We start from the raw sequence: 22881 nt of genomic DNA, 5'->3' as shown, positions 1-22881 counted from the left end.
GCCGACGCGGGCAGCATGCGCCAGCCATTCGCCCATGTCACCTGGATCTCGGGAACGATCCTTGAACTCTGCGGCGTCACCGCGACCGACAGTATCAAGGGCGTGGCCCAGATGCCGATCCATGGCGAAAGCTTCGCCCATGCGCTGGGTGCGCCGGACGCGCCGACCCGAAAGGAAACCCGGTATTTCGGGATGTACGGCCAGCGCTTGGTCTGGCACTGCGGCTGGAAAGCGGTGACCAAGCACGGAAACGGCGATGATTCCACGTCGCAGGCCCGGGAGGTTTATCACCTCGACGAGGATTTCTCCGCGCTGAACGTCCTTGCCGTGTCGCAGCCCGAGGAACTTGCCGAGATGATACAACGCGGGTGGGCCGAGGCTGGTCGCTATGGCGTTCTGCCGCTCGACGACAGTGATGCCCTGTTCGCGCCGCCGCTGCGCCCCGGTGTGCCCAGATGGCGCGACAGCTCGCCCTGTTACCCGCCATCGCCACTCTCCCCGCAGAACCCGGCCCCGTCCTGGCCGAGGCCTCGCATCGACGTCGTTCTGGAGCGCCCTCTGGGCACGGAAGACGGCACGCTTCTGGCCTTTGGCAATCACGACGGCGGATACATGCTGGACATCACCGGCCATCGGTTGGTCTACATCTACAATGATGCGGGACGGGAGGTCACGCGACTGACATCCACCAACACGAAGCCTTCCGGACGCGGTCAGCTGAGTATGGTCTTAACCCGGACGGTTACTCTCGAAGGCGAGGCCGAGTTGTTCATCGGCGGACGACCCGCAGGCCGCGCGGCCATTCTGCGCACCCTCCTGCGCCCGTCGCTGACAGGTCTTGCGCCAGGCAAGGACAACCTGCCACCGGTCGACCCGGACCGAGAGGTTCAGCGCGATTTCACCGGTCTCCCGAACCGGGTCGACTTTCACGTGGACCGCGATGCGGGAACGCTGCCCGACACGCTGGACGTCGACTGAAACGCCGCTCACGGTGTGTTTGCCGGGCTGCTACGGATTGACACGGCATGGCGCGGCTTTCGGTGGCCCCGGAAGATGGGCGCGCGATGCGAATGCTTCCCACATCGACGCCGCAGTGCGCCGTCGCGAAGTCGCAGGGCTGACCCTTGGAAGGTAACTTCCCGTCAGAAATGTCTGAATCCAATCAACTCTTGGAGGGCGATATCCGCCGTCTCCTGCTTGACCGGGCCGAAGCCGCGCACCTTTTCGACGGAACGCAGCAGCGCCAATGCTTCGGGCAAGCTCTCTGCGGTCAAACTTTCCGACAGGTTGCCGATTACCCCGCGAAAAGCGGCGATCAAGGCGCGCTCCATGCGGCGTTCCTTGGCGCGGCCGAAGGGGTCGAAGGCGGCGCCGCGCAGGCGTTTTCCCTTGGCGAGCAGGCGCATCGCGGGGCGGATCCACTGGCCAAAGGCGCGCTTTCGCGGGCGGCCACGGGCGTCCCTGCCGGGCAGCATCGGCGGGGCGAGGTGGTGGGTCACCGTGAAGGCGCCGTCGAAGCGGTCCGTCAGACCTTCGATAAAGCCGGTCTGGGTGTGCAGCCGGGCGACCTCGTATTCGTCCTTGTAGGACATGAGCTTGAAGAGACCTTTCATCGCGGCTTCGGTCAGCGGGCCGGCACCGCCGCTCACACGGGTTTCGGCCAGGCGGATACGGTCGATCTCCTTGCGGTAGGTGTCCGCCCAATTCGCATCCTGATAGTCCGTCAGGAAAGCCACACGCCGGGCGATCTGTTCGTCCAGCGTCTGCACCGGCGCGGCGGTCAGCCCGGCGGCGTCCTCGACGGCGGCGCGGTCCTGCACCGCCATTCGGCCCCATGAAAACGCCCGCTTGTTCAGGTCGGGCTTCTCGCCGTTCAACTCGATCGCCCGCATCAGCGCGTCGAGCGTCAGCGGCACCAGCCCCGCCTGCCAGGCCGCGCCCAGCATCATCACGTTGGCAAAGACCGTCTCGCCCAAGAGCGCCTCGGCAAGGGCGTTGGCGTCGAACGTGCTGACACCCCCGGTTGCGCCTGCGATGGCTTCCAGCCGAGCAGAGGCGTTGAGGTCCGCGTCGCGGTTCTGCACCAGGTCGCCCGTTGGCATGACGGCGGTGTTCACCACGCCGCGCGTGCCGAGATGGAAGGTCTGCGAGGCCTTGGGCGAGGAACTGACCACTATGTCGCAGCCGATCAGCGCATCCGCCGAGGCCGGTTCGACCCGCACCTGGTTCACCTGGGCGGCGTCCCGCGCCATGCGGATGTAGCTGATGACCGGGCCGAATTTTTGCGCGAAGCCCATGAAGTCGAGCACGCTCGCCCTCTTGCCCTCGAGGTTCGCCGCCATGGCGATCAACTGCCCGACGGTCACCACGCCGGTGCCGCCGACGCCGGTGACGACGATGTCCCACGGCTGGTCCAGCGCGGGCATGTCGGGCTGATGCAGCCCCTTCGACAACCGCTCGAACGTCGCCTCGCCGCGCTGCGTGCCCTTCTTGAGCGTTGCGCCTTCGACGGTCACGAAGCTGGGGCAGAAGCCGTTCACACAGGTGAAGTCCTTGTTGCAGGTGTTGAGGTTGATCTTGCGCTTGCGGCCGAACTCGGTCTCCAGCGGCTCGACGCTGAGGCAGTTGGACTCGACCGAGCAATCGCCGCAGCCCTCGCAGACAAGCGGATTGATGACGGCGAATTTCTTCGGATCCTCCATCTTACCACGCTTGCGCAGGCGCCGTTTCTCGGTCGCGCAGGTCTGCTGGTAGATCAGGACCGTGGTGCCGGGGATCTCGCGCAGATCGCGCTGCACCCGGTCCATGTCGCGGCGGTGATAGCTTTGAACGCCTGCCACCTGCGGCAGCCCCTCCGGCTGATCCGAGACCATGACGACCCGCTTCGCGCCTTCGGCCAGCACGGACCGTGCAATCGCCTCGACCGAGATCGGTCCGTCGACAGTCTGCCCGCCGGTCATGGCGACGGCATCGTTGAACAGGATCTTGAAGGTGATGTTGGTCTTCGCCGCAATCGCCTGCCGCACTGCCAGCGAGCCGGAGTGGTAATACGTCCCCTCGCCGAGGTTCTGGAACACGTGCCGGTTGCCGTTGAACCGCGACCGCGCCACCCAGTTCACCCCTTCGCCGCCCATCTGGATCAGCGAGGTCGTGTTGCGGTTCATCCACGACGCCATGAAGTGACAGCCGATCCCGGCAAAGGCCTCGGACCCCTCGGGCACCTTCGTCGACGAATTGTGCGGACAGCCCGAGCAGAAGTAGGGCGTGCGGGAGGCGCCCGATACGGTAATCGGACGCGGGTCAGGCGTGAAATGAGCGGCCACGTCCACGAGGTCGAGATCGACGAAGTTCCGCTCCAGCCGGTCCGCGATGTGCTTTGCCAGCATCACCGGGCCAAGCTCGGAGGTCCAGGGGATCAGCCGCTTGCCGCTCTCGTCGCGTTTGCCGACCATGCGGCGCGGTTTGCGGCCGGGGAAGTCGTAGAAATACTCCTTCAGCTGGCTCTCGATGATGCCGCGCTTTTCCTCGACGACCAGCAGCTCGTCCTTGCCTTGGGCGAATTCCAGCGCGCCCTCGTGCTCCAGCGGCCAGACCATGCCGACCTTGTAGAGGTCGATCCCCAGCTCGGCGGCGCGCGCCTGGTCGATGCCCAGGAGCCGCAGCGCCTCCAGCACATCCAGATGCGCCTTGCCCGTGGTCACGATGCCAAAGCGTGCTTTGTGCCCCCATTCGGCACGGTCGATCGGGTTGGCGCGGGCAAAGGCCATGACGGCATTCTTCTTGTGCTCCAGCCGTGCTTCGATCTGCGGACCGGGGAGGTCGGGCCAGCGGTAGTGCAGCCCGTCGGCAGGCGGCGTGAAGTCCGGCGCGACGAACTCCCGGTCCGGCGGAAGGTCGAAGGACATGCCCGACTCGACCGTCTCCGAGATCGCCTTGAACCCGACCCACATCCCCGAGAACCGCGAGAGCGCGTAGCCCCATTCGGCAAACGGCAGGAACTCGGCCACGTTCGACGGATTCAGCACCGGCATGAAGAAGTTCATGAAGGCCACGTCCGACTGGTGCGACATGGAGGACGACACGCAGCCGTGGTCATCGCCGGCCACCACCAGCACGCCGCCATGGGGCGAGGACCCGTAGGCGTTGCCGTGCTTGAGCGCATCGCCCGCCCGGTCGACGCCCGGCCCCTTGCCGTACCACAGTCCAAAGACCGCCGCGCAGGTCTTGTGCGGGTCGGTCTCGACCTGTTGCGTGCCGATCATCTGCGTCGCGCCGAATTCCTCGTTCACTGCGGGCAGGAAGGTGACGCCCGCCTCTTCGACCAGCTTGGCATTGCGCCCGATCTCGAGGTCGATCCCGCCCACCGGAGAGCCGCGATAGCCGGACACGTAGCCGCGCGTGTCCAGACCGCGCGCCCTGTCCCGCCGCGCCTGATCGAGCGCAATCCGCACGATGGCCTGCGTGCCGGTCATGAAGACACGTCCTTGGGTCTGCGTATAGCGGTCTGACAGCGCGTAGTCGCGCAGGATCGGAGTCTGGGCGGTCATGGTGGGTCCTCCTTGCCGATCATGGTCGCGCGGCGAAGGTGAAAAGTGCTTTCAACCTTGCGCCAGGCAGGGCAGTATTTGACCCTGTTCTTTCGAAATCTGGCAATTCATGAAAAAAATGCATCACCTTACGGATGCGGAAGCGAAACTTCTTGCGATCCTGCAACGGGACGCATCGGCCAGCGTGGCAGAGATGGCAGAGGCCACCAATGCCTCCTCCGCCACCGTCTGGCGCCGCATCCGCGCGCTGGAAGAGCGCGGCGTGATCGGCCCGCCCGTACGCCTTGTGGATCCGGCCAAGGTGGGGCGGGGCATGGATGTCTACTGCCAGGTACGGATGAAATCGCAGGACGCGCCCTCGCGCGCCGCCTTCCAGAGGGCAGTGGACGCGGAGCCGGCGATCCTCGAGGTCTACTCGGTCACCGGCGAATGGGATTACATGCTGCACATGGTCGTGCGGGACATCGCCGACTTCGAAGCCATCCTCATGCGCGGCCTGCTGGAACTTGACTGCGTGGCCGGCACCTCGACCATCTTTGCCCTGCGGCGGATCAAGCACACGAGGGAAGTGCCGCTCTAGCGTTGGCGTCCGAGGAAGACCAGGGCCGCCAGCGCCATCAGCAGCAGGATCACCGAGGTCGGGCTGGAGAACAGGAACCAGGGGTCGGCGCCGGTGGCCGCGAAGGCCTCGCGCGCGCTGCGCTCCAGCGGCCCGGCGAGGATGAAGGCGATGACGAAGGGCAGGACGGGCACGGCGAGCCTGCGCATGGCATAACCCAGGACGCCGAAGACCAACGTCGCCCAGACCGCGAACATCGACGTCTCCTGCACGTAGATCGCGGTGAGCGAGACCAGCAGGACCACAGGCAGCAGACGGGTCGCGGGGACCTTGGCCAGCACGCTCATCGACCGCATCACCGCCCCGCCGACGGTCCAGTTCAGCAGGTTGCCGATGGCCATCAGGGTAAAGATACCGAAGGCGATGACGAGCTGCGGGTTGGTCTCGCCTTCGGGCATGGCAAAGACCGCCGGGCCGGGATTGAAGCCGCCGATGCTGTCTGCCGCGAGAATGAGGAACACCGCCGCCGCGTTGCCGGGAATGCCCAGCGACAGCACCGGGATCAGGTTCGCGCCCGAGACGGCGGAATTTGCGGCCTCGGTTGCGGCGATGCCTTCGGGCGCACCGGTGCCGAAGGGCTGCGCATCGGGAATGCGCTTGGCCCGGCGCGCGCAGATGGAATAGGACAGGGTCGCCGCGAGGGTCGAGCCGACGCCGGGCAGGGCGCCGATGACGGTGCCGATGAGGGCGCCTCGGGCGACGACTGGGGTGATGCGCTTCAGGTCACCAGGGGCGAGCCCGTCCTGCGCCGTGCCATGCGCCTCGGTCTTGACGTCGAGCGCCCGGTTGTTGCGCCAAAGCGTCTCCAGCGTGGCAAGGATCTCGCCCACGATCAGCACGCCGAGGATGGCGGCGATCAGAGGCACGCCCGCGTCCAATGCGTCGAACCCCAGGGTCAGGCGGGGCGACAGGTCGTTGCCCGACGCGATATAGGCGACGACCAACCCGAGGCTGACGGAGAGCAGCCCCTTGCCCACCGACGCCCCCATCACCGCGGCGATGAAGGAGATCGACAGGATCAGCAGCGCGGTCTTTTCCGGCAGGTCGAGGTAGGCTTCGACCACGACCGCGAGGAAGGGCGCGCAGACGAAGAGCACGATGTCGGAGAAGCTGTCCCCCGCGACGGAGGACAGCTGTGCGATCCGCAGCGCACGGCGCGGCTGGCCGTTGCGTGCCATGGGGTGCCCGTCGAGCGTGGTCATCATCGCGTCCGGCGTGCCCGGCAGGTTGAAGAGGATCGCGGGAACGGCGCCGCCGAGGGTCGCGCCCTTCATGATGCCGATCAGGAAGGCAAAGACCGGCAGCAGCGCGTCCGGCGAAAACCCGAAGGCCGAGATCAGCAGCGGCAGGGAAATCGCCATGGCCATCGGCCCTGCAAGCCCCGGCGTCGCGCCGACGGCGATGCCGGTGAACAGCCCCGCCGCCAGCATGACCAGCGCGATCGGCAGGCCGATGCCGCCGATCTCGAACAGCGCGGGGCCATTCATGACGGCCATCATGCCAAGGCCGATATAGTCCAGCAGGTCAGTCATTGGTCCCCGTTCGGAGGCAGGAGAAGATCATCGAAGGCGAGGTCGAAGACCCCGATCAGCACGGCCACCGTCGCCAGCCCGATCAACAGCGCGAGCCGGGAAAAGCGATGCTCCACCAAGCAGACAAGGGCCGTCACGAGGCCCGTGCCTCCGAGGGCGAAACCGATGTGTTTCCAGGGTGCCGCGTCGCGCAGGTTGCGGTAGGTCTCGTCCGGGGCAAACAGCGCCACCGCGAGCGGCCCGGCCCAGATCATGACCGTCAGGGCCACCACGCAGATGCCCAGCATCACCGCGAGAAACGCCGGACCGCGGGGGTCGGGCTGACCAGGCGCGTCCGACTTTCGCGTCTCCCAAAGGATCAGCGCCCCGGACAGGGCCATGAGGCCGAAGGCCAGCCCGGGCGCCATGGCGTCGCCGATGGAGACGCGCCCGCGCTTCGACTGCACGTAGCCGGAGACGGTGTCATTGGGCACCCATACCAGCAGCGCGAGGACGGCGAGAACGATCACGACCGCCCCGAGCATACGGCTCGGGGTCAGCCTGAGGGACGGGTGTCGCACGGGGAGGCTCCGTCGCGCGGAGTTATTCCGCGACCGCCTTCATCAGTTCGGCCGCATCCGCGTTGGCCTGCGTCATGTAGGCGTCGAGGTCCTCGCCCGTGCGCACCGCCGCGCCGCCAAAGGCCTTGGTCAGCAGGCCGTTCGCATCGGTCGCGCCGTCCTCGGCCACGTCACGGATCGCCGCGCCGAGAGCCTCGCGCGCTGCCGGCTCCAGACCGCCCGGCGCGATGAACATGAAGTAGCCGTCGAGCAGGAAGTCGCTGCCCAGTTCCGTGATCATCGGGGCATCCGGGCTGTCGGCCAGCGGAGCCTCGATGCCGCGCGCGATGTTGACCATCTCGCCCTGCTGCACCGGCTTGGACTGCGCGCCCGCGACCCAGCCGATGTCCACGTCACCGCCGCGCAGACCGTCCATGACGCCCTTGCCGCCGCGCACTTCGACGATGTTGAAGTCGATGCCCACCTTCTGGCCAAGATGCCATGCCATATCCGCCTGTCGGTCCGAGGCCGTGGCGAATCGGATCGGCGTGCCGGCCTCTGCCGCGCCCTTCACCTTGTCCCAGCTGTCGAAATTCCCGTTCGCCATGGCCACGAGCCCCATCTGGAACTCCGCCGTGGTGGCGAGCATGGTGAAATTCTCGTAACCGAAGGCCGGGTCGCCGGAGGCCTGCGACGAATAGGACATGGTCTCCGACACCACCATTCCGATGGCCGTGCCATCCGCCGGGGCCTTGGCCAGCTCTGCCGCGAGGGTCAGGCCGGAGTTGCCAGGCGCCTGCTGCGGGATGACGGTCCAGCTGTATTTCTCCTCGATGCCCTGCGCGATCAGGCGGGCCTGCGTGTCCGCGCCGCCCCCGGCGGCAAAGCCGATATACATGGTGATCGGCCCCGGCGGGGTCCAGTCCTGTGCCAGCGTGGCGGTCGGGGTCGTGATGGCCGTTGCACACAGGGCCGCGACCGCAAGAAGCGGCTTGAAGAAATGGGTCATGGTGTCCTCCCTTGATGGCCCGACGTTGACTCGAAGAGGTGGAAATATCAACGACAAGGTTGACAAGTCCGCCAAATCGGCGAAACTTTGGCTCCAGGGGAGGACAGGACGTGCCGAAGAACGACAAAGACAATGCCGCGGCCGTGGCCCGGATCGAGGCGGCGTTTCCGCTGAGTTTCATGATCCACCAGCTTGAGATGAAGCTGGGCGCGCAGGCCCGTGCGCTGATCGCGAAACACGGTGATCTGACGCTGCCGCAATGGCGGATCATCCGCGTGATCGGCATGGATACCGCCGACGGCTCGACCGCGATCCGCAAGGTGCTGGGCTTTGACAAGAGCCAGTTTTCCAAGACCGTCAGCCAGTTGCAGACGCGCGGCCTGGTGGAGGTCCTCGACCATCCCACCGACCGGCGGCAGTTCCGGCTGGCCCTGACGGACGAAGGCCGCGCCGCGCTGGATCGCCTGACGCCGGAGCTGGACGCGCGCAACGACTTCCTGATGCAGGCGCTGTCCCCCGAGGAACGCAGCCTGATCCGCTCGGCCCTGCTGAAGCTCAGCATCGCGGCCGAGACCACCGATATTCCGACTGGATCCGACACATGACCCGCTCCAGGAACCTTCTCGTCATCATGTCCGACGAACACCAGGCGCGGGCGTTGTCCTGCGCGGGGCACCCGCTGGTGAAGACGCCGCACATGGACAGGCTGGCGGCGCGGGGCATCCGCTTTACCGACGCCTATACCCCGTCGCCGATCTGCGTGCCGGCGCGGGCGGCCTTCGCCTCTGGGCGCTACGTGCATGACATCCGCCTCTGGGACAACGCCATGCTCTATACGGGCAAACCGCGCGGCTGGGGCCATGCGCTTCAGGACAAGGGCGTCCGCGTCGAATCCATCGGCAAGCTGCATTGCCGCAGCGAAGAGGACCCGGCAGGCTTCGACGTCGAACACATCCCGATGCAGGTGGCAAACGGCGTCGGCATGGTCTGGGGCTCGATCCGGCGCGAGGACGAACGGGTGCGCAAGGAGGGCCGGATGCTGGGGCCGTACATCGGACCCGGTGAGAGCAATTACACCCGCTACGATCAGGCCGTGGTCGCCCGGACCGAGGACTGGCTGGCGCAGGCGGGCGACGCGCCATGGTGCCTGTATGTCGGGCTGGTCGCGCCGCACTTCCCGCTGATCGTGCCACAGGAATACCTCGACATGTACCCCGCCGGTAGCCTGCCGCCCTTCAAGCTGCACACGCTGGACGGCTTCGAGAACCACCCTTGGGTGGCCAAACAGAACCAGGCGCTGACCGGCGACGACGGCTTTGAGAGCCATGACGAGCGGCTGCTGGCGGCGCGCTGCTACTTTGCACTCTGCAGCTTCCTCGACGACAATATCGGTAAGCTGATGGCCGCGCTGGAGGTCAATGGACAGCTCGACGACACCACGGTGATCTACACCTCGGATCACGGCGACAACGTTGGCGCGCGCGGGCTGTGGGGCAAGTCGAACATGTACGAGGAATCGGTGGCCGTGCCGATGATCGTCGCCGGACCTGCGGTGCCCGAGGCGCATCGGGGCGGCACCTGTTCCACCCCGGTCAGTCTGCTCGACGTCTCGCAGACGATCATCGACCACTTCGGCGCGACCCTCGAAGGCGACCGGCCCGGCGAAAGCCTGTTCGACATCGCCACCCGCGCCGCCGAACCTGAGCGCGTGATCTTCTCGGAGTATCACGCCGTGGGCGCGGTTTCGGGCGCCTACATGCTGCGCAAGGGGCGGTGGAGGCTGATCCACTACCACGGCTTCCCGCCCGAACTCTTCGACCTTGAAGCAGACCCCGAAGAGATCACCAACCGCGCCGCGGACCCCGCCTGCGCCGGTGTCCTGGCCGACCTCACCGCCGCGCTGAACGCGATCTGCGACCCAGCGGCGATGAACGACCTGGCCTTCGCCGACCAGGACGCGATGATCGCGGGCTTTGGCGGGCTCGAAGTCGCCATGAACATGGGCGCACCCGCCGCGACGCCGCCGCCCGAAACCTGACCTGATACCTGGAAGAACCAAAGATGCCCGAAGACATGACCCGCCGGTCCCGCGACGCGGCGCTCGACGCCCTGCGCGATCTGCTGGGGGCGCGGCTGTCCACCGGCAGCTCGATCCTGCAACAGCACTCCCATGACGAAGCCCACACTCCCCCCGTCGCACCGGATGCCGTGGCCTTTCCGGAGAACACGCAGGAGGTGTCAAAGATCCTGCAGATCTGCACCCGCCATGGCTGCCCGGTGATCCCCTACGGCTTCGGCACCTCGCTCGAAGGCCAGGTGGTCCCGGTCGATGGCGGCGTCAGCCTCGACATGAGCCGCATGGACAGGGTGCTCGAGATCCACGAAAGCGATCTCGACGCGGTGGTCCAGCCCGGTGTGCGACGCACGCAGCTGAACGACGCGCTGCGCGGCACGGGGCTGATGTTCACCGTCGACCCCGGTGCGGACGCGTCGATGGGCGGCATGGCGTCCACGCGCGCGTCCGGCACCAATACCGTGCGCTACGGCACCATGCGCGAGAACGTCCTTGCGCTGGAGGTCGTGCTACCCGACGGCGAGATCATCCGCACCGGCAGTCGCGCCCGCAAGTCCTCGACCGGCTATGACTTGACGCACCTCTTCGTCGGTGCCGAGGGCACGCTGGGCGTCATCACCGAATTGACGGTCAAGCTGCACGGCCAGCCCGAAGCGATCCTATCTGCCACCTGCGCTTTCGAGACGGTGGATGACGCGGTGAACATGGTGATCCTCGCGATCCAATGCGGCTTGCCCATGGCGCGGATCGAACTGCTGGACGATGTGCAGATGGGGGGCATGAACCTGTTCAAGCCCGAATTGGGCCTGCCGGAAAAGCCACATCTCTTCCTCGAATTCCACGGCACGCAAGCCGGTGTCGCCGAGCAGGTCGCGCTCTTCCGCGAGATTGCGGAGACCCATGGCGCCAGCAACTTTGCCGGGTCGACGAAAATGGAGGAGCGCAATGCACTTTGGGCCGCCCGGCACGAGGCCTACTACGCGGGCCGCGCGCTACGACCGGGGGCGACGGGTCTGCTGACAGACTGCTGCGTGCCGATCTCTGCGCTGGCGGACTGCATTCGCCGCACCAAGCAGGAGATCGCGGCCTCCGGCCTGACCGCGCCGCTCGTCGGGCACGTCGGCGACGGCAATTTTCACCTCATCCTCCTGATCGACCCGGAGAACCCGGAGGAAGCCTGTCGCGCAAAGGCGCTCGCCGCTACGATCAACGATATCGCCCTGTCCTTCGGCGGCACCGTTTCCGGCGAGCACGGCATCGGAACGGGCAAGAAGCGGTACATGCAGAAGGAGCATGGTGGCGCCTACCGCCTGATGCAGCGCCTGAAGGCGACGGTGGATCCGGACAACATCATGAACCCGGGAAAGGTTGTCTGATGGAGGGTGAAGAATTTCGCAGGGCGCAGGTCAAGTGCCAGAAGATCACCTTCCGGCTGAACATCGTGATGCTGGTGCCCAGCCTTTCAGATCGCATTGCCGTTGTCTCTTGACCTTGCGCGGTGTTGCTCGACGATGTGAGTTGCGAGCGGCCCGCACCGTTGCACCGCAGGAAACGCGCCAATTCCAAGCTTCAGAATGCTCCGCCGCATCGTATGCGCAGAGTGGCCGGAAGACCGCCTTGTGGGGCTGCAGGACTGCACGACCAAATGTGACCTGCTGGTCGAAGAGGGCTTGGTCTTGCTGGTCGAAAACCAGCGCGTGCGGGTGCTGACGGTGTCGGGCCGACCTCTGGGTGTCGCTTTGACCAAGGCGACCATTCGCCGGGCCGGGATCGAGGATGGAGTGCTCGTCGTTGAAACTCGAACCCATCGCGGCCGGTTCAGCAGCCTCAGCGTATGGCACGCGAGAAACCCAGCCTGCCATCCAGGTCAGTGCCCGTGAGCGGCCCTACCTGCCTTAATGCCAAGCGCTGGTTACGGCTGGTTCCGGCCCAAACCTGACCTTCATCCCTCAATGAAAATACTGTAGCGCAATCCGTGATAGCCGCCGGTCGCGGCTGACAAATCCTGGCTGGCGCATAGGGTCCGGCGAGCGAGACGAAGCAGATGTTCGTTGCGCAATCGTCGCTTTCAGGCGCCGTCGAGCAAGATCTGTATCGATGGCGCGATTGTCTGAGCAATCTCGGCCCGTGTAAGGTCGGCGGTCAATGGCACGACTACTATGTTCCGCGTCAGGACCAGCCCCATCAGCATCGACAGAACGAGACCCGCACGGCGCGCTGCCTCGGGGCCACTGCCCACCTTGGGCCCGATCACCTTGACCAGTCGGTTTTGGACAAACTGGCCGAGCTGCTCGGCTGCGTAAGTGTTGGAGGCTGCGCCGCGCAGAGCTGCCATCAAAGGCGGCCGGTCTTGGCTATCTTCCCAAAGGTTCAGGAATGCCACGGCAAGATTTTGACCCAATCGATCCCGAGGGCCGTCAAAGGCAGCCGTGATATGGTCCTGCACCTCGTCCGAGAGCGTAAGGCTCGCGGCGAAGAGGCCGTCCTTGGATTTGAAGAACTGCATCACCAGGGCGGGATCAACCCCGGCATCTGCAGCGACCTTGCGGATTGAAGTTCCATCAAAACCGTCTCGGGCAAAACGCTTTTGCGCCGCACGAAGCACGTCGTCACGGGTCGTGCTGGGGCCCGAACGGCGCCCGAGCTTGGGACTGTCGGCTTTATCTTGTGCGGACATTGATCAGTCACCGTCTCTTGGTCGCTGGGCTTTTGTCGAAAGGTACCCGCAACCGATAAAATCAACAAGTGTTGACATAAGCATAGCCACATTTATATCAACGTATGTAGAGTTAAATCCGAGTCGGAAACTCCAAGCATAAGTCGGCTGAGCCGACCTCGCCGTGTGACCCACGCGATCGGCAACCCAATGAAAGAATGAGAAAATGAACAACTTCATCTACGCAAAACAGCCGTCGCTGCCTGATGACATCAGCCGTCATGGCCTCTTCAGCGGCTTCAAGCCCAGCACGGTCTTTCTGCCCAAGGGGTTCCGCGTGAGCGAAACCTGCGCACCGCTGACGGTCGACATCATTTACGAAAAGGACGTCGCCGTGACACTGCGCGATGGCACGACGATCTACACCGATGTGCTGCGCCCCGTGACAGAGGAAAAGGTGCCGGTGATCGTCGCATGGAGCCCCTATGGCAAGAGCCGCGGCAACGCGCCCCAGTATGACGATCTCTTCGGCCTTCTGGGGATCGGTACGAGCCATCTGTCGGGCCTGCAAAAATTCGAAGGCCCCGATCCGGCCTGGTGGTGCGCCCGTGGTTATGCCATTTGCCACCCTGATCCGCGCGGCAGCCACAATTCCGACGGTGACTCGCGCTGGTGGAGCCGCGAAGAAGGCGAGGATTTCCATGACCTCGTCGAATGGTGCGGCACGCAGGACTGGAGCAATGGCAAGGTCGCGGCATCCGGCAACTCGTATCTGACGGCATCCCAGTGGTTCATGGCGGCCGAACGTCCTGCGCACCTTGCGGCGATTGCACCGTGGGAAGGGATGTCCGACATCTACCGCGACCTGATCATGCGGGGTGGTATCCCCGACTACGGCTTCTCGGAAACGCTGCGCTATGCCTACATCGGCAAGAACCAGCGTGAAGACCTGATCATGGATGCCGACGCCCACCCCCTGCGCGATTCACTTTGGGAACGTCGGGCTGCGGACTTCTCCAAGATCGATGTGCCGGCCTATGTCGTTGCCAGCTATTCGAACTCGATCCACACACCGGGCACGTTCCGTGGCTGGCGGAGCATCGCGTCCGAGCAGAAGTGGCTACGTATCCACGCCACAATGGAATGGCCGGACTACTACACCGAGGAAAACCAGCTTGATCTGCTGAAGTTCTTCGACCGTTTTCTCAAGGGCATCGACAACGGCTGGGACGATACGCCGATTGTGCGTTACACGCTGCACGATCTGGAAGGTAACGACCGCATCGGTCTGGTCGCTGACCAATTCCCGCCGAAAAAGGCCGTCACGACTCGGTTTTACCTCGATGCCGCCGAAAACAGTCTGACGACGGCAAGTCCGGAGGCCGGTAGCCTTAGCTACGACGCAACCGTTCCCGAGGGGCAAGTGAGCTTTGAAATGAGAGTGGACGCTAACACTGCCTTTGTCGGGTATCCCCGCCTTCATCTGAATGCTGCAGCTCTTGAGGCGGATGATATGGACATCTTCGTGCTGCTGCAAAAGGTCGATGCTGATGGCAAAGTGCTTGAGCAAATCACAGTTCCCAACAAAGGGCCGCAGATGTTTGGCATGACCCGCGCAGGCGCCTCGATCCTTTGCTACAAAGGCTCGAACGGGCGACTGCGTGCCTCGATGCGTCATCTGGATGCGGAAAAGACGACGGAAGATCTGCCTGTGCATAGCTTTGATCGTGTTGAAAAGCTTACCCCTGGTGCGATGGTGACGCTGGACATCGAACTCTTTCCGATGGGCCTGCTGCTTTACCCGGGTGAAGCGCTGCGCCTGACGATCGGTGGCCACAACACGCTGGGTGGCGCGATGCCGGGAACGAAAAACCTGACGCCCGCCAACAAGGGGCGACATGTGATCCACACTGGCGGGGATCACGCCTCGTGGCTGAGCATCGGGACGATGCCCTTCGCCGAGGAGTGATCTAGGCTGAAAGAACACCCCGTGCGGGAGCGGCGCGTGGGGTGGCGGAATGTAGCGCAACAGGTCCGAAATGCGTGGTGTCTGACCCCCCGGCCGCATGACGCCCTGTGCGTTCAAATATGCTGAACGTCGCCGAGAATATAATTGGGCTCGAAGCGGTCATGCGGCGCTGCACGATGCGCGCGGCCCTGAGCGGTCGTTCGTTTCATGCGCGGAGAAGGACCGCTCTCCGCCCTTCTTTTCGTTGCGAACGTCTTGAGGGTCCTGGTAACGCCAAGCGGCGACAGGTCCTTCGGTTAGAGGTTCAGCGTCGTTTCAGAATGATTTCTACCGCAGCTTCGGAGTTGTCTGCCACGCAGGGCGGCGTCGGGGTTGCTCGTCCTTCATCGCCGGGACGGTATTTGCTTGATCGCACGAGGATACCCATGCCCAGTCCAGCGGAGAGCTCTCCTGCAATGTCGCCCTCGGTGTCGTCGCCCACCATCGCGACTTCCGAGAGGGTGCTGCCGAGACTGTCGGCGCCGGCGGCGAAATATGTTGCGGTGGGCTTGCCCACCAGCGTGGCATTCGTGTCGCTGGAGTACTCCGGCGCCCGCAGGAACGCGCCTGCGTCGAGGCTCAGATCGCCGTCTGTGTCACGAAACACGCGGTTGGCGGCCAGCTCGAGAAACGGTGCGCCCCTGGTCAACTGGCGGGAGGCCGTGTTTCGACGGTTGTAGGTAAGGTATGGCCCGGCATCGCCGACCACCCTCGCGACGGGTCCGTCCCGGGGGTCATCGGTGAAATCCTCGTCCAGGTCCGGATACAGCAGGATATGCGGGGAATGGCCATGGTCTCCATCCAGGTACGGGCCGCGGATGCCGGCGTCAGAAGGTCATCCGAAGTCGTCTCGATGCCGAAACTGCGGAGTTTGTCGAGAATGACCCGTTCGGGTCGACGTGTCGCATTGGTCAGGAAGCGTTCAGGGAAACCTGCATCACGGAGCCGCCTGACGGCGTCCGCGGATCCCGAAACAGCGCTGTCGCCGTCATGGAACACCCCGGCGATGTCGAGCAGAACGCCTCGTATCATGAGACCTCGAAGGGTTGGTCAAGCAGTCGGTTGCGTCCTCCGACGAGTTCGCCCTTGACCCCAAAAACAGCATATCATAACAGGATCTGCACCGAGCGGGCGTTGTGTAATGGTAAGACCTCAGCCTTCCAAGCTGATGATACGGGTTCGATTCCCGTCGCCCGCTCCAGAAACCCCCTGACAACTTGCCCAGAATCCGCCCCTTGCGAGGATGGCGCCAGCGGTCGGCCTGCTGCGCGCCCTTCACCGGCGGCGCGTCAGCCCAGTCGCTTGCGGAACCGCAGCGCGGCCAACACCAGCCCCGCGAGCGTGAAGAGGCAGAGCCAGAGGATGTCCGGTGCCAGTTCCGCCAGCCCGGCGTCGCGCAGGACCACGCCGCGGATCGCACGGACGAAATGCGTGGCGGGCAGGGCGCTGGCGATGTGCTGGGCGATCTCGGGCATGCCTTCGAACGGGAACATGAAGCCCGACAGCAGGATCGACGGCAGCAGCACGAAGACCGTCATCTGCATCGCCTGCAACTGGTTCGACGCGATGGTCGAGATGATCAGCCCCAGCACCAGGCTGGCGAGGATGAAGCACAGCGTCACCGCAAAGATCACCAGCGCCGCGCCGTTGATCGGCACGTCGAAGACCAGGTGCCCGAGCCCGAGGATGATCGCCGCCTGCACCAGCCCGATCACCACGTAAGGCAGGATCTTGCCCAGCATCAGCTCGAGCGGGCGGATCGGCGTGTTGATCAGCATCTCCATGTTCCCGAGCTCCTTTTCCCGCACGATCGCGGCCGAGGTGAACATGACCATGGTCATCGTCAGGATCATGCCGACAAGGCCGGGCACGATGTTGACCACGCTGCGCTGTTCGGGGTTGAAGAGCAGCGTGGTGGCAAAGGTGGGCGTCTGGGCGTTGGGCGCCTGGCGGAACAGTTCCGTCAGCGGCATGGTCCGCAGCGACCGGATCGAGGCGGCGACCAGCGTGTCGGACCCGTCCACCACCCATTGCGCCACGGGCCGGTCCACCGAACGGTCCGGCCCGGTGCCCGAGGTCGGGAAAACCGCCGGGCTGCGCACCAGCCGAGAATCCACGTCCGACGGGATCACCAGCACGGCGCGGGTGCGGCCGGCGACCAGGCCGGCCTCGGCCTCCTGGTAAGTGGCATGTTGTTCGGTGAAGGTGACGACCTGCGTCGCCTCGACCATCTGCACCAGCGCCCGCGACAGCCCGGTCTGGGCCTGGTCGACCAGCGCCACGGGGATGTTGCGCACGTTGGTGTTGATCGCGTAGCCGAACAGCATCAGCTGAATCAGCGGGATCATCACCACCATGCCGAACGTGGTCCGGTCGCGGCGGAGTTGCAGCAGCTCCTTGCGCAGGATGGCGAGGATGCGGCGCAGGGACCTCATGGCGCGTCCTCCCGCGTGGCGTAGACAAAGACGTCCTCGAGGTTGGCGGCGACCGGCTGGGCCGTGACCTCTGCCGCCCCGTCCAGCGCGGCGGTGACGGTGGCCAGGGGGGCCGCGACGCCCTGCCGGGTCAGCACCCGCAGCCGCGCGCCGACCTGGGCGACCGACAGGATGCCCGGCGCGCCGGTCAGCTTGCGCCCGACATGGCGCAGGTCCGCGCCCTCGACCTGCACGACGCGGCCGGCGATCGCCTCCATCATCTCGCGCGGGGTCCCGTCGGCGCGTTTCACGCCCCGGTCCATGATCGCGATACGGTGGCAGCGCTCGGCCTCGTCCATGAAATGGGTCGAGACGACGATCGAGGTGCCGCCCTCCACCAGGTCGAACAGCTGCTCCCAAAAGAGCCGCCGGCTTTCGGGATCGACGGCCGAGGTCGGCTCGTCCAGGAACAGCAGCCCCGGCGCGTGCAGCACCGCCGCCGCCAGCGCCATCCGCTGCCGCTGCCCGCCCGACAGGGACCCGGCGCGGATCGAGGCGATTTCGGCCAGCGCGTAGGTCTCCATCAACTCGGCGATGCGCGCGCGGCGGGCGCGGCGGCCGAGGCCGTAGATGTCGGCGACAAACGCCAGGTTCTCGTGCACCGTCAGGTCACGGTACAGCGAGAAGCCCTGGGTCATGTAGCCGATGCGGCTTTTCAGCGGCTCGGCGCGGCCGGGCAGGGGGATGCCAAGCACGCGGGCCGTGCCCTCGCTGGGGCGCAGCAGGCCGGTGAGCATGCGCATGGCGGTGGTCTTGCCCGACCCGTTGGGGCCGAGAAGGCCATAGACCGTGCCGCGCGGGATCTCGAGGTCGAGGCCGTCGACCGCCCGTTTCGGCCCGAAATCGCGGCAGAGGCCGCGCGCCTCGACCACCAGCTCGGCCCTGGAGCTCACGGCAACACGACTTCGACCGGCAGGCCGGCGGGCAGGTCCGGGGCGTCCTCGGGCAGGGCGATCTCGGCCAGGTAGACCAGCCGGCTGCGCTGCGCCTGGTCGAGGCCGTAATAGGGCGTGAAGGCAGGCTCGGAGCTGATCCAGCGCACGCTGCCGGTGAGTTGCGCGTCCAGCCCGTCCACCCGCAGCGTGACCTTGGTGCCGGTCGCAAGGCCCACGCGCGCCGTCTCGGGGATGTAGACGCGGGCAAAGGGGCGGTTCCCGGCGGCCATCACCGCGACCGGGCTGCCCAGCGTTACCCGCTCGCCCAGGTTCCAGGGCAGGCTGTCGAGCACGCCGTCGCGTGGGGCACGGATCTGCAGGTCGTCGAGCCGGCGCTGTTCGGCCGCGAGCGAGGCGAGGGCCGCGTCGCGCCGCGCCTCGGCGATGCGGCGGTCCTCGGGGCGGGCCCCGGCGCGCAGCTCGTCCAGCGCGGCGATCTTGCCGGCCAGCCCGGCCTCGGCCGCGTCGCGGGCGGCGGTGGTGGCCTGCAGCCGGGCCTCGGTGATCGTGCCGCTGGTCAGCAGTTGACGATCGCGTTGCAACGTCGCCTCGGCCTCGGTCGCGGCGGCCCGGGCGGCGGCGACGCCGGCCTCGGCGATGGCGATCTCTTCGGCGCGGGCCCCGGCGGTCAGCCGGTCGACCTCGGCGCTGGCGATGGCGAGCTGCGCGCGGGCCACGTCCACGGCCGCCTTGCGCGTGCCGGGATCGAGCTGCACCAGCAGCGTGCCGGCGGTGACGGCCGTACCCTCGGGCACCGGCAGCTCGGTTACCAGCTCGCTGGCCGTGGCGGTCAGGGCGATGCGTTCCTGCGCGAGTAGCCCGAGGGCGATGGTTTCGGCTTGCGCGGCGGTCCAGCCGAGGCCGAAGCCCAGCAGGGGCAACAGGGCAAGGCGTCTGCAAAGGGCGGGCAGGGTCATGGCATCCCCTCGTGTTCGCGCCGGGCCAGGCCGGGCGTCTGGGCCCAGATTGGGTCGGATCGGCCGGGGGCGCAAGGGGCCTTGCCAGGGCCGGGCAGACCAGGGGCCCTGCTTGCGTCCGACCAAGGTCCGATGCGCGGCCGCGCGAAGTCCGGCAAGGTCGGGGCGCATGGTCGGCCCTCTTGCGCGCAGGGGTCTGGCGGGGATGGCCCGGTCGCGCGGCACGGCGCAGGGTCGATCTGCCGGATGGTCGGCACCACAGCTTTCGGAGGATCGCGACATGATCACGCAAAACCTGGGCCGGATGGCTCTTCTTCTCGGGGCCGGCGCGCTGCTGTCCCTGTCGCCGCTGGGCACGGATTTCAGCAACGGCGGCTGGAGCCTTGGCGTCCCGGCGGCTTACGCCAAGGGCGGCGACGACCGCGGTGGCGACGATGGCGGCAAGGGCCGGGGCGGCGATGACCGGGGCGGGGACGACCGCGGGCGCGGCAGTGACGACGGCGCCGGCGACGACCGGGGCGGCCGGGGCCGCGGTTCGGACGATGCGCCCGGCGACGACCGGGGCGGCCGCGGGCGGGGCAGCGACGACGGCGCCGATGACGACCGCGGGCGCGGCCGGGGCCGGGGCGCGGACGACGGTGCGGGCGATGACCGCGGCGGGCGCGGCCGGGGCAGCGACGACAGCGCCGGCCGCCACGGCAACGGGGCCGGTCCGCAGGTGATCCGCGTCGGGCGTCTCGTGGAATACGAGACCGGTCCGAACAAGATCGAGGCCCGCTATTCCACCGGCTGGAAGGAAGAGATCGAGAACGGCCGCTACGAGCTCAAGAACCCCGCCGGGCGGACGGTGCGCGAGCGGATGGCGACCGAGGAAGACATGGCCCGCCTGAGCGCGCTGCGCTGAGGCCCGGGGCGATCCCCGTCGCGATGCCGCGCGGCGGGGTTTTCAGGGGGCGGGAATGACCACGAGGCGTGACATCTTGCGACTGATCCTGGCGGGCTCTGCCTTGGTGGCGGGGCCGCTGCCGGGCTGGGCCAAGGACGGCGACCGGGATGACGGTGATCGCGACGGTGGCGGCCGGGGCCGGGGCGGCGACGACCGCGGCGACGATGGCGGCGGCCGGGGCCGCGGGCGCAGCGGCGAAGGCGACAGCCGGGGCGACGACAGCGGCCGGGGCGGATCGGACGATCGCGGGGACGATCGGGGCGACGAGAGCGGCGGCTCCGGTTCGACCGGGTCGGGCGCGACCGGGGAGGACGCCTCGGGTGCCTCCGGCCCGGGCAGTTCGACATCGGGCAGCCGGGCCCCGGACAGCGGGCGATCCGGCAAGGGGAGCCCGGGGAGCGGGGGCGGCAAGGCCGGGCGGGACGGCAACGGCCCGCGCCCGGCGCCGCCGGCGCGGATCGACACCGCCGCGGTGACCTATGCCGACGGCAGCCGCGAAAGCGTGCAGCGCGGTCGCTACCGCGCCACCGGCCCCGATGGCCGCCTGCGCGAGACGCGGGCCGCCACCACGGGCGACCTGCGCCGCATCGCCGGGACCAAACCCGGCGCGGCCAGCGAGATCATGGTGCGCATGAACAGCCGCGACGGTGCCGCCGAGATCGTCGACCGCCGGGGCTGGCGCGAGGTCATGGGGCAGGGCCGGTACATGCTGACCGACCCGCGCGGCCGGGTCGTGCGCAGCCGCCCGCTGCGCCCGGACGACACCGCCCGCCTGCGCGCCTTGCTGGGCGACAGGTAGGCCGCAGTTTACCGGACCAAGGTCCGTCGTCGAGGCGGCGGACGCGGTCCATCATCACGGACAGGGCCGGGCATATCGGCCGATCTCGAAGGATTTCAAGGATGACGATTTTGACGGAAGACCTGCGGCTCACGGCCACGTTCAGCGGCTACGGTTTCGGCAACCAGATCACCTTCAGCCACGATGGCGGGCTGATGGTCATCGGCGCCGGCCCCCATGCCTACCCGGACATTCCGGGCACGGCCCAGGGTGCGGTCTATATCTACGACACGAGCGATTTCTCGGCGCCGCTGGCGGTGCTGCAACCGACGCTGCTCGCCGACGATTACTTCGGCTATTCCGTGTCGCTCAGCGCCGATGGCAGTCTGCTGCTGGTCTCGGCGCCGGGCGACGATCATGACCGCGAGGAAGACCCCTCGGTCTTTGATCCGTCCTACATCAACGACACCGGCATGGTCTATGTCTACGACCTGAGCGGCACCGCGCCGCTGCTGGCCGGGACGATGCAGGCGCCGGACGGGCTGACCGGCTACGACCGCTTCGGAGAGGAGATCGTCCTGTCGGCCGATGGCACCCGCGCCATGATCATGGCCGTGCAGCCGACGGCGGTCGGCGGGGCGGCCCAAGTCCATGTCTACGATTTTTCGGGCAGCACGCCGACGTTCCTTTACACCATCGACACGGCTCCCGCCGGAAATCCGGCGGGCGGCGGGTTCGGGCGCGGCATGGTGCTGTCGGCCGATGGGACGCTGGCCGCGATCTCGGCCCCGTTCGAGATGTCGGGCACCAGCCAGGGCGCGATCTACCTTTACGACCTGTCGGGCGCGGCGCCGGCCTTCGTGGCCCGGATCGCCGAGCCCGCGACGGGGGTCCGCGCCAGTTTCGGCGAGCACATGGCGCTGTCGGCCGATGGCACCGTGCTTGTCGCCTCGGCCGATGACGTGGGCACCGCGGGGCTGTTCGACGCGACGCGCGGGGGCAGCGTCCATGTCTACGACCTGGACGAGACCGGCGCGCCGACGCTGCGCATGTCCTTCACCGCCGGTGACAACGATGTGCTCGACCAGTTCGGCCAGGACATCGCGCTGACCGCGGACGGCAAGACGCTTTACGTGGGCGCGCCGGGCTGGGACGGGCCGGACCTGAACACCACGACCGGCGACGACGTCAACGATGGCGCGATCTACGTCTACGACATCTCGGGCGATGCGCCGGTGCTGATGCTGATGCAGCTGGAAAGCGACGATCCGCGCATCCCCTACATGGGCTGGGACATCGGCGCTTCGGGCGACGGGTCGATCTCGGCCGGGGCCTGGAACCGCACCCCGCCGCTGGACCAGCAGGTGGACATCTATCGCACCGAGTTCCTGACCTGGGACCGCCGCGTGGGCACGGACGGGGAGGATGAGCTGACCGGCAGCGCCGGTTCGCAGGCCATGTTCGGCGCCAGCGGGCGCGACCTCATGTCGGGCCGCGCGGGCGACGACTGGATCGACGGCGGCCGGGGCGGCGACACGCTGCGCGGCGGCGCTGGCGACGACGTGCTGATCGACGGCTTCGGCCAGGACCGCATGATCGGCGGCGCCGGGGCCGATACCTTCGTGCTGGAACGTGACGGCCAGGTCGACCGGGTCATCGACTTCGAGACCGGGATCGACACGCTCGACCTGCGGTCCTGGGGGGCGACGGGTTTTGCGGACCTTGCCGTCACCGACCTGGGGAGCGCCACCCGCATCGCCTTCGAAGACGAGATCCTGCTGCTGCGCGGCGACGCGCCGCTGGACAGCGATATCCTGTTTTCCTGACACCGGAAAAGCCCCCCCGGA

General features: G+C 66.9%; 20 protein-coding genes and 1 tRNA gene. 11 read left to right on the top strand and 10 right to left on the bottom strand.

Annotated elements, in window-relative coordinates:
* Window positions 1–15: 15 nt before the first annotated feature.
* Window positions 16–978, top strand: a complete 963-nt coding sequence (locus MF270_RS20755) for an alkaline phosphatase family protein (RefSeq protein ID WP_238367705.1) — start codon at window positions 16–18, stop codon at window positions 976–978.
* Window positions 979–1142: 164 nt separating this feature from the next.
* Here MF270_RS20755 and MF270_RS20750 read toward each other — a convergent pair whose 3' ends face one another.
* Entirely contained in the window at window positions 1143–4547 is a 3405-nt protein-coding gene (locus MF270_RS20750) for an indolepyruvate ferredoxin oxidoreductase family protein (RefSeq protein WP_238367704.1), read from the bottom strand.
* Between the two features lie 109 nt (window positions 4548–4656).
* Here MF270_RS20750 and MF270_RS20745 point away from each other — a divergent pair, with 109 nt between their 5' ends.
* A complete protein-coding gene (locus MF270_RS20745; RefSeq protein ID WP_238367703.1) occupies window positions 4657–5127 on the top strand; it encodes an Lrp/AsnC family transcriptional regulator in 471 nt (156 codons plus the stop codon).
* On the opposite strand, the gene MF270_RS20740 is transcribed toward MF270_RS20745, so the two are convergent.
* Genes MF270_RS20740 through MF270_RS20730 form a run of 3 tightly spaced genes read right to left on the bottom strand, consistent with a single transcriptional unit; the run spans window position 5124 to window position 8246 of the window.
* On the bottom strand, window positions 5124–6698 hold the full coding sequence (locus MF270_RS20740; protein ID WP_238367702.1) for a tripartite tricarboxylate transporter permease: 1575 nt from the start codon (window positions 6696–6698) through the stop codon (window positions 5124–5126). The genes MF270_RS20745 and MF270_RS20740 overlap by 4 nt on opposite strands.
* The gene (locus MF270_RS20735) at window positions 6695–7258 is read right to left on the bottom strand and encodes a hypothetical protein (RefSeq protein WP_238367701.1); all 564 of its coding nucleotides are present in this window, start codon (window positions 7256–7258) and stop codon (window positions 6695–6697) included. Before MF270_RS20735 ends, MF270_RS20740 begins: the two co-directional genes overlap by 4 nt.
* A 22-nt stretch (window positions 7259–7280) precedes the next feature.
* Window positions 7281–8246 (bottom strand): tripartite tricarboxylate transporter substrate-binding protein, encoded by a 966-nt coding sequence (locus tag MF270_RS20730; RefSeq protein ID WP_238367700.1) that lies wholly within the window; start codon window positions 8244–8246, stop codon window positions 7281–7283.
* Window positions 8247–8356: 110 nt separating this feature from the next.
* Between MF270_RS20730 and MF270_RS20725 the strand changes: the two genes are divergently transcribed.
* The 4 genes from MF270_RS20725 to MF270_RS20710 all read left to right on the top strand — a co-directional run bounded on the left by MF270_RS20725 (window position 8357) and on the right by MF270_RS20710 (window position 12200).
* Window positions 8357–8851 (top strand): MarR family winged helix-turn-helix transcriptional regulator, encoded by a 495-nt coding sequence (locus tag MF270_RS20725; protein WP_238367699.1) that lies wholly within the window; start codon window positions 8357–8359, stop codon window positions 8849–8851.
* Window positions 8848–10284, top strand: coding sequence for a sulfatase family protein (locus tag MF270_RS20720; RefSeq protein ID WP_238367698.1), 1437 nt, complete (start codon window positions 8848–8850; stop codon window positions 10282–10284). Before MF270_RS20725 ends, MF270_RS20720 begins: the two co-directional genes overlap by 4 nt.
* A gap of 23 nt (window positions 10285–10307) precedes the next feature.
* Window positions 10308–11696 (top strand): FAD-binding oxidoreductase, encoded by a 1389-nt coding sequence (locus tag MF270_RS20715; protein WP_238367697.1) that lies wholly within the window; start codon window positions 10308–10310, stop codon window positions 11694–11696.
* 198 nt (window positions 11697–11894) lie between these two features.
* Window positions 11895–12200 (top strand): hypothetical protein, encoded by a 306-nt coding sequence (locus MF270_RS20710; protein ID WP_238367696.1) that lies wholly within the window; start codon window positions 11895–11897, stop codon window positions 12198–12200.
* Window positions 12201–12388: 188 nt separating this feature from the next.
* Here the strand turns inward: MF270_RS20710 and MF270_RS20705 are convergent, their stop codons facing one another.
* Window positions 12389–12997, bottom strand: a complete 609-nt coding sequence (locus tag MF270_RS20705) for a TetR/AcrR family transcriptional regulator (protein ID WP_238367695.1) — start codon at window positions 12995–12997, stop codon at window positions 12389–12391.
* A gap of 205 nt (window positions 12998–13202) precedes the next feature.
* Here MF270_RS20705 and MF270_RS20700 point away from each other — a divergent pair, with 205 nt between their 5' ends.
* Window positions 13203–14945 carry a CocE/NonD family hydrolase gene (locus MF270_RS20700; protein ID WP_238367694.1) on the top strand — a complete coding sequence of 581 codons (1743 nt, stop codon included), beginning with the start codon at window positions 13203–13205 and terminating at the stop codon, window positions 14943–14945.
* A gap of 304 nt (window positions 14946–15249) precedes the next feature.
* Here the strand turns inward: MF270_RS20700 and MF270_RS20695 are convergent, their stop codons facing one another.
* Entirely contained in the window at window positions 15250–15693 is a 444-nt protein-coding gene (locus tag MF270_RS20695) for an HAD hydrolase-like protein (protein ID WP_238367693.1), read from the bottom strand.
* A complete protein-coding gene (locus MF270_RS28440; RefSeq protein ID WP_418887892.1) occupies window positions 15630–16016 on the bottom strand; it encodes a hypothetical protein in 387 nt (128 codons plus the stop codon). Before MF270_RS28440 ends, MF270_RS20695 begins: the two co-directional genes overlap by 64 nt.
* A gap of 95 nt (window positions 16017–16111) precedes the next feature.
* On the opposite strand from MF270_RS28440, the gene MF270_RS20690 reads away from it, so the two are divergent.
* Window positions 16112–16185, top strand: a tRNA-Gly gene (locus MF270_RS20690).
* Window positions 16186–16273: 88 nt separating this feature from the next.
* On the opposite strand, the gene MF270_RS20685 is transcribed toward MF270_RS20690, so the two are convergent.
* From MF270_RS20685 to MF270_RS20675, 3 genes are read right to left on the bottom strand one after another with little or no spacing between them, the layout of a single operon-like run.
* On the bottom strand, window positions 16274–17419 hold the full coding sequence (locus MF270_RS20685) for an ABC transporter permease (protein WP_238367692.1): 1146 nt from the start codon (window positions 17417–17419) through the stop codon (window positions 16274–16276).
* Window positions 17416–18351, bottom strand: coding sequence for an ABC transporter ATP-binding protein (locus MF270_RS20680; protein WP_238367691.1), 936 nt, complete (start codon window positions 18349–18351; stop codon window positions 17416–17418). Before MF270_RS20680 ends, MF270_RS20685 begins: the two co-directional genes overlap by 4 nt.
* The gene (locus tag MF270_RS20675; RefSeq protein WP_238367690.1) at window positions 18348–19310 is read right to left on the bottom strand and encodes an HlyD family secretion protein; all 963 of its coding nucleotides are present in this window, start codon (window positions 19308–19310) and stop codon (window positions 18348–18350) included. The genes MF270_RS20680 and MF270_RS20675 overlap by 4 nt, the downstream gene beginning before the upstream one ends.
* A 280-nt stretch (window positions 19311–19590) precedes the next feature.
* Here MF270_RS20675 and MF270_RS20670 point away from each other — a divergent pair, with 280 nt between their 5' ends.
* From MF270_RS20670 to MF270_RS20660, 3 genes are all read left to right on the top strand, one after another.
* Window positions 19591–20214, top strand: coding sequence for a hypothetical protein (locus tag MF270_RS20670; protein WP_238367689.1), 624 nt, complete (start codon window positions 19591–19593; stop codon window positions 20212–20214).
* A gap of 55 nt (window positions 20215–20269) precedes the next feature.
* Window positions 20270–21055 (top strand): hypothetical protein, encoded by a 786-nt coding sequence (locus MF270_RS20665; protein ID WP_238367688.1) that lies wholly within the window; start codon window positions 20270–20272, stop codon window positions 21053–21055.
* Between the two features lie 101 nt (window positions 21056–21156).
* Window positions 21157–22860: a hypothetical protein gene (locus MF270_RS20660; protein ID WP_238367687.1), complete on the top strand. Its 1704-nt coding sequence runs from the start codon at window positions 21157–21159 to the stop codon at window positions 22858–22860.
* Window positions 22861–22881 lie beyond the last annotated feature (21 nt).

Source organism: Mesobacterium pallidum (assembly GCF_019966535.1).
Taxonomy (GTDB): domain Bacteria; phylum Pseudomonadota; class Alphaproteobacteria; order Rhodobacterales; family Rhodobacteraceae; genus Mesobacterium; species Mesobacterium pallidum.
This window is presented reverse-complemented; position numbering and strand designations above follow the sequence as displayed.

Bases quoted from the DNA above. Each gene is read 5' to 3' on its own strand.
- MF270_RS20710 (WP_238367696.1), top strand. From the start codon at position 11,895: ATGCTCCGCCGCATCGTATGCGCAGAGTGGCCGGAAGACCGCCTTGTG.
- MF270_RS20665 (WP_238367688.1), top strand. From the start codon at position 20,270: ATGACCACGAGGCGTGACATCTTGCGACTGATCCTGGCGGGCTCTGCC.
- MF270_RS20745 (WP_238367703.1), top strand. From the start codon at position 4,657: ATGAAAAAAATGCATCACCTTACGGATGCGGAAGCGAAACTTCTTGCG.
- MF270_RS20730 (WP_238367700.1), bottom strand. From the start codon at position 8,246: ATGACCCATTTCTTCAAGCCGCTTCTTGCGGTCGCGGCCCTGTGTGCA.
- MF270_RS20670 (WP_238367689.1), top strand. From the start codon at position 19,591: ATGATCACGCAAAACCTGGGCCGGATGGCTCTTCTTCTCGGGGCCGGC.
- MF270_RS20755 (WP_238367705.1), top strand. From the start codon at position 16: ATGCGCCAGCCATTCGCCCATGTCACCTGGATCTCGGGAACGATCCTT.
- MF270_RS20705 (WP_238367695.1), bottom strand. From the start codon at position 12,997: ATGTCCGCACAAGATAAAGCCGACAGTCCCAAGCTCGGGCGCCGTTCG.
- MF270_RS20715 (WP_238367697.1), top strand. From the start codon at position 10,308: ATGCCCGAAGACATGACCCGCCGGTCCCGCGACGCGGCGCTCGACGCC.
- MF270_RS20740 (WP_238367702.1), bottom strand. From the start codon at position 6,698: ATGACTGACCTGCTGGACTATATCGGCCTTGGCATGATGGCCGTCATG.
- MF270_RS28440 (WP_418887892.1), bottom strand. From the start codon at position 16,016: ATGATACGAGGCGTTCTGCTCGACATCGCCGGGGTGTTCCATGACGGC.
- MF270_RS20685 (WP_238367692.1), bottom strand. From the start codon at position 17,419: ATGAGGTCCCTGCGCCGCATCCTCGCCATCCTGCGCAAGGAGCTGCTG.
- MF270_RS20675 (WP_238367690.1), bottom strand. From the start codon at position 19,310: ATGACCCTGCCCGCCCTTTGCAGACGCCTTGCCCTGTTGCCCCTGCTG.
- MF270_RS20750 (WP_238367704.1), bottom strand. From the start codon at position 4,547: ATGACCGCCCAGACTCCGATCCTGCGCGACTACGCGCTGTCAGACCGC.
- MF270_RS20660 (WP_238367687.1), top strand. From the start codon at position 21,157: ATGACGATTTTGACGGAAGACCTGCGGCTCACGGCCACGTTCAGCGGC.
- MF270_RS20700 (WP_238367694.1), top strand. From the start codon at position 13,203: ATGAACAACTTCATCTACGCAAAACAGCCGTCGCTGCCTGATGACATC.
- MF270_RS20720 (WP_238367698.1), top strand. From the start codon at position 8,848: ATGACCCGCTCCAGGAACCTTCTCGTCATCATGTCCGACGAACACCAG.